The organism is Actinomycetota bacterium, assembly GCA_035536535.1.
Classification (GTDB): domain Bacteria; phylum Actinomycetota; class JAICYB01; order JAICYB01; family JAICYB01; genus DATLNZ01.
Genome location: DATLNZ010000153.1, coordinates 1 through 4,702, shown reverse-complemented (window position 1 = coordinate 4,702; position 4,702 = coordinate 1). Strand labels below are relative to the sequence as shown.

Annotated in this window: 6 protein-coding genes; all 6 read right to left on the bottom strand. The window is 69.5% G+C overall.

The features are described from left to right. A partial coding sequence (locus VNE62_10055; protein ID HVE92622.1) for a hypothetical protein occupies positions 1-288 on the bottom strand: 288 nt, incomplete at its 3' end. Continuing rightward, positions 285-704: an SCP2 sterol-binding domain-containing protein gene (locus tag VNE62_10050; GenBank protein ID HVE92621.1), complete on the bottom strand. Its 420-nt coding sequence runs from the start codon at positions 702-704 to the stop codon at positions 285-287. The genes VNE62_10055 and VNE62_10050, both read right to left, overlap by 4 nt. A gap of 11 nt (positions 705-715) precedes the next feature. After that, positions 716-1,993, bottom strand: coding sequence for a UDP-N-acetylglucosamine 1-carboxyvinyltransferase (gene murA, locus VNE62_10045; protein HVE92620.1), 1,278 nt, complete (start codon positions 1,991-1,993; stop codon positions 716-718). 28 nt (positions 1,994-2,021) lie between these two features. Next, a complete protein-coding gene (locus VNE62_10040; protein ID HVE92619.1) occupies positions 2,022-3,653 on the bottom strand; it encodes a SpoIID/LytB domain-containing protein in 1,632 nt (543 codons plus the stop codon). A gap of 49 nt (positions 3,654-3,702) precedes the next feature. After that, positions 3,703-4,107, bottom strand: coding sequence for a F0F1 ATP synthase subunit epsilon (locus tag VNE62_10035; GenBank protein HVE92618.1), 405 nt, complete (start codon positions 4,105-4,107; stop codon positions 3,703-3,705). Between the two features lies 1 nt (position 4,108). Next, the coding region (locus tag VNE62_10030) for a F0F1 ATP synthase subunit beta (protein HVE92617.1) at positions 4,109-4,702 on the bottom strand (594 nt) is incomplete at its 5' end.

The following is a 4,702-nucleotide window of genomic DNA, read 5'->3' as shown; positions in this document are numbered from 1 at the left end:
GTCGGCGACCACCCGGACGTCGGCCGGGCACGTCAGCTCCCCGGAGTAGACGCGGACGCACCCGTCGCGCAGCTCGAAGGTGACGGTGGACCCGGCGTCTGAAGCCGTCACGGACACGACCCCCGGCTCCCCTTCGAGCCGCTGATGGAGGTCCGGCTGCCGCTGGAGGTTGGCCGTGATGACCGCCGCCAGCATCTGGGCCAGCCCCGACGGGTCCGGTCCGATTAGGCGGACGGGGTCAACGGCGGTGTCCCCGCGCGATTCGAGGACCTTCGGCTCCACGGTCACGGCTCGTCCATGAACTCTGTGGGGATGCCGCCGGCGATGTGGACCAGCTCGTTGGCGGCCTTCACGTGCTGGACGATCGTGGGCAGGTCGCCTCGCAGGCGCAGCTTGCCCTGCATCATCGCCTTTGTCGGCTCAAGCTCACCGCGGATCACCTGCTTCCAGCGCGAGTAGGGAGCGGTGATGACGTACTTGGCCCTCTCGCCCTTGTCCATGTCCACGATCCGCGCGTCCCGGCACTCGCCGTGCCACAGGTCCATCCAGACGCACACGTCGGATTCCAGGCCCGTCCCGGGCTCGGCCTTCACCACATAGGTAAGGTCGCCCTCCCACGTGGCGGCAGCCTGCCTGTGGGACTCACTGGAGTTGATCGCGTCGCGGTAAAGGGCCAGCCACTCGTCGCTCGGGAAAACCGGCACCACGGCGCCCTCTACGCCTCGACCAGCTGATCGGAGGGAACGCGCCTCACCCGGGCGCCCAGCGCCTGCAGCTTCCCGGTGAGGTTCTCGTAGCCGCGGTCGATCTGCTCCAGACCCTCCACGACCGTGCGTCCCTCCGCCGTCAGGCCCGCAACCACCAGAGCGGCACCGGCCCTCAGGTCCGGAGCGACCACAGGCGCGCCCATCAGGCGCTGGACTCCCCGCACGACCACGTACTGCCCTTCGGCATGGACGTCGGCACCCATGCGTGCGAGCTCGTCGATGAACATGAACCGTCCGTCGAAGATGTTCTCCGTGACAATGGACAGCCCCGAAGCCCGCGTCAGCATGGCTACGACAAGGGGCTGCAGATCGGTGGGAAAACCGGGGTACGGCAGGGTCGAGACGTCCACCGGCTTCGGGCTGCCGTCGGCGGTCACGCGGACCGCGTGGTCCTCGGTCCGGACCTCGGCCCCCGTTTCCTGCAGCATCTCGAAGACCAGCTCGAGGTGGCCGGGCACCATGTCCGTTATGCGGACGTCGCCTCCGGCGGCCACGGCCGCGATGGCGTAGGTCCCCGCCTCCAGCCTGTCGGGCATCACCGAATAGGACGCCGGCTTGAGCCGGTCCACGCCCTCGACTTCGATGCGATTGGTCCCTACGCCCGAGATGCGGGCGCCCATGCGCTGGAGAAACGACGTGAGGTCGTGGATCTCGGGCTCTCGCGAGGCGTTGTCGATGACCGTCGTGCCCTGCGCCAGCGAGGCAGCCATCACCAGCGTCTCGGTGGCCCCGTGGCTGGGGTAGTCGAAGGTCACGTGCGCCCCGCGCAGCTTGGGAGCCTCGGCCACCAGGTATCCGTGCACGAGCTCGATGCTGGCGCCGAGCTGCTCGAGGCCGCGGACGTGCAGGTCGATGCCGCGGTGGCCGAGGTTGCAGCCGCCCGGCAGCGCCACCCTCGCCCGTCCCGTCCGGGCCACCAGGGGGCCGAGCACCGCCGTGGACGCGCGCATCCGCCGAACGGGCTCGTAAGGAGCCTCAATGCCGAGCTCCTCCGGGACGTCCACCACAAGTTCGTTGTCCCCTGTCCAGCGGACCTGGGCACCGAGGTGCGCCAGCACCTCGCTCATCGGCCCTACTTCCGCGACCCTCGGGACCCTCTCCAGACGGCTGCATCCGGGAGCCAGAAGCGCCGTCGCGAGCAGCTTTGTCGCCGAGTTCTTGGCGCCGCTAACCGGCACCTCACCGTGCAGCGGAGCGTGTCCATCAATGACGAAGACTTCGGGCATGGTCCCTCGCGGATTGGTTCGGACCACGCTACAGCAAAGACCAGTTGGCGCCTTCCCGGCCCTGCGAACCGCGTCCGTAAAGCGCGTGGCGGCGCCGCAGGACCACCGCCACAGCCAGCATCACGGCCGCGATCATGACGAGGACCAGCCCCCGCCTGGCCGGGCGTTCCACGCGAACCGGACGCACCGACCTGACGCTGGCGGTGCCGTCCGTGGCGGAAAGGACCAGTCGCCAGTCGCCCGGCTCCGGGTGCCGGCGGGGGTCGATCCGCATCGCGAGCCTTCCCGGCCCGGCGTCGAACACCCCCCGGACGGTCCCGGCTTTGTCGTCGCCCCGGACGAGATCGGCCTGCACCTGGGCCGCCTTCGGGACCACAAAGCTCACCTCCAGGCGTAGCGGCTCGTCGCGCGTCACGACCCGTCCGGGCGCCCGGACTCCCGACAGCACCAGCGGCAGCTGGCTGGACTCCGGCGGCGTCACGTCCAGCGTCCGGCCCGCCCCCGGAGCGACCTGCCACGACCCGAGGGTGGAGCCGGACAGAGGCGACCTGCCGTCGGCGACCGAGAACAGTCCGTCGCCGGAGACGCTCGTTCTCTGCGTCGACGGCACGATGCCCACGCGCAGCGGCTCCTCGCGCGGCAGCGTCCTGGGCTTGAGGCCCCCGTAGTAGGCGGCCAGGATCTTTTTGTAGTCGTCGCCCCGCTCGGCGCGTCCCCTCGCGCCCCATTGGCTCATCCCGACGCCGTGCCCGTAGCCGCGGCCGTTGATCCTGAACCCTTCGGGCGTCGCCTCGATCGTGAACCTTGACGACGGCAGGGTCAGCGGCAACCGGCGGCCGTCGGCTCGCAGCGACGGATACTTTTCGGGGAACAGCTTGGGGGCCGCCGAGCTGACCTCGCGCCGGAACCGCACGATGTTCATCTCGAGCCGCCCGCCCTGGGTGCGGACCACCAGCTCGCGCTTCTGCTCGTCGGCTTCGATGGCCTCGAGCGTTCCCGCGAGGTCCACCCCCCGTCGCAGGATCGCTTCCATCTCCTGTTTGGTGAAGTCCACGGTCCACCGATAGAGGGGCGATCGATCGTCCGGTTCGTCGGGCACGCCTTTCAGGTAGGGGTGCTTGCCCGAGGACGGGTACACGACCTCGTTGGACAACGTGTGGCCTCCGGACGACGAGTGGTAGCGGGCGAGAATGGGCTTGTTGTCGTGCAGCAGGACCTCGCCGCGGGTAGCCCGGACCGCCTCGACCCACTTATCGCCGTTGGGACCGCGCTCGTGGGCGACACCGGAGTAGACCTGACAGGACGTCGTCCCGCAGATGTCGTAGCCACGGTCGCGGTAGGACCCGCGCCCGGCCTCCCACAGCGCGTACGTCCGCGCCGCGACCGCCTGCGCCTTCATCGCCTCGGCCGGCCACGACCCCGGCACCTCCGCCAGGCCCATCAGGTACGAGTCGAGGTCCAGCACGTTGACGACGGTTACGCCGCTCGCACCTCGTCTGACCTCGATGCTGCCGCGGTACGCGCCCTTGCCCGCGACCTGCAGCAGAGTCCCCGGCTTCGGCTCGAACACGACCGGGCCCCCGAGGGGTGCAGCCTGCGCCGGGCCCACGCCGGAAAACGCGAGCAGGACAAGACAAAGTGCGGCGGGAAAGCGGCGCATTCGCCAATGCTAAGGCCGGGGGTCCGGCTGTCAGGGCAAACGGGCGAAATCAGCCGATGTCGAGCAGGCCGGCCTCGGCCGCCGTCTTGACCCGGTTCGCCGCGCGCAGCAGCGCCTCGCGGTTCTCCGGCGTGTCGTCCTCGTGGACGCGCCGCTCGGCCTCCTCGCGCTGCAGGTTCGCAGCCGCCGTGTCGATCTCCGCGGCGGGCTCCGCCGTCTGGGTCAGGACCGTCACCTTGTCGTCGATGACCTCGATGAACCCGCCGTGGACCGCGATGTACGTCTGGCCGTCGGCGTCCTGGACGATGAGCCTGGCGAAGCCCAGGGCGCCCAGAAACGGCGCATGTCCCGGCAGGACACCGATGTCGCCGTCGGCCGAGCGGGCGATGACGAACTGCGCCTCGCCCGCCCACACCTGCCTTTCAGGGGTGACGACGGAAACGTTCAGCGCCACGTCATTCCGCCATTGTCTTTGCCTTGGCGACCGCATCGTCTACCCCGCCGACGTAGCGGAAGGCTTCCTCCGGCAGGTGGTCGAACTCGCCCGCGCCGAGGCGCTCGAACGAGTCGATCGTTTCCTCAAGCGGCGTGTACTTGCCCGGGATTCCGGTGAACTTCTCCGCCACGAAGAACGGCTGGGACAGGAACTTCTGGATCTTCCGCGCCCGGGTGACGATGACCTTGTCCTCCTCGGACAGCTCGTCGATACCGAGGATCGCGATGATGTCCTGCAGGTCCTTGTAGCGCTGGAGGATCTCCTGCGTCCGGCGCGCGGCCGCGTAGTGGCGGTCGCCGACGTACTGCGGCTGAAGGATGCGGCTGGTGGAGTCCAACGGGTCGACGGCCGGATAGATCCCGAGCTCCGAGATCGGCCGCGAGAGCACGGTCGTGGCGTCGAGGTGCGCGAACGTGTTGTGCGGGGCGGGGTCGGTGAGGTCGTCGGCGGGGACGTACACCGCCTGCAGTGACGTGATCGACCGCCCGCGCGTGGACGTGATCCGCTCCTGAAGCTCACCCATCTCCTCGGCCAGCGTCGGCTGGTAGCCGAC

What these genes read in the sequence shown, in the direction of transcription:
- murA (HVE92620.1), bottom strand. Translation starts at nt 1,993, where the DNA reads ATGCCCGAAGTCTTCGTCATTGATGGACACGCTCCGCTGCACGGTGAG.
- VNE62_10040 (HVE92619.1), bottom strand. Translation starts at nt 3,653, where the DNA reads ATGCGCCGCTTTCCCGCCGCACTTTGTCTTGTCCTGCTCGCGTTTTCC.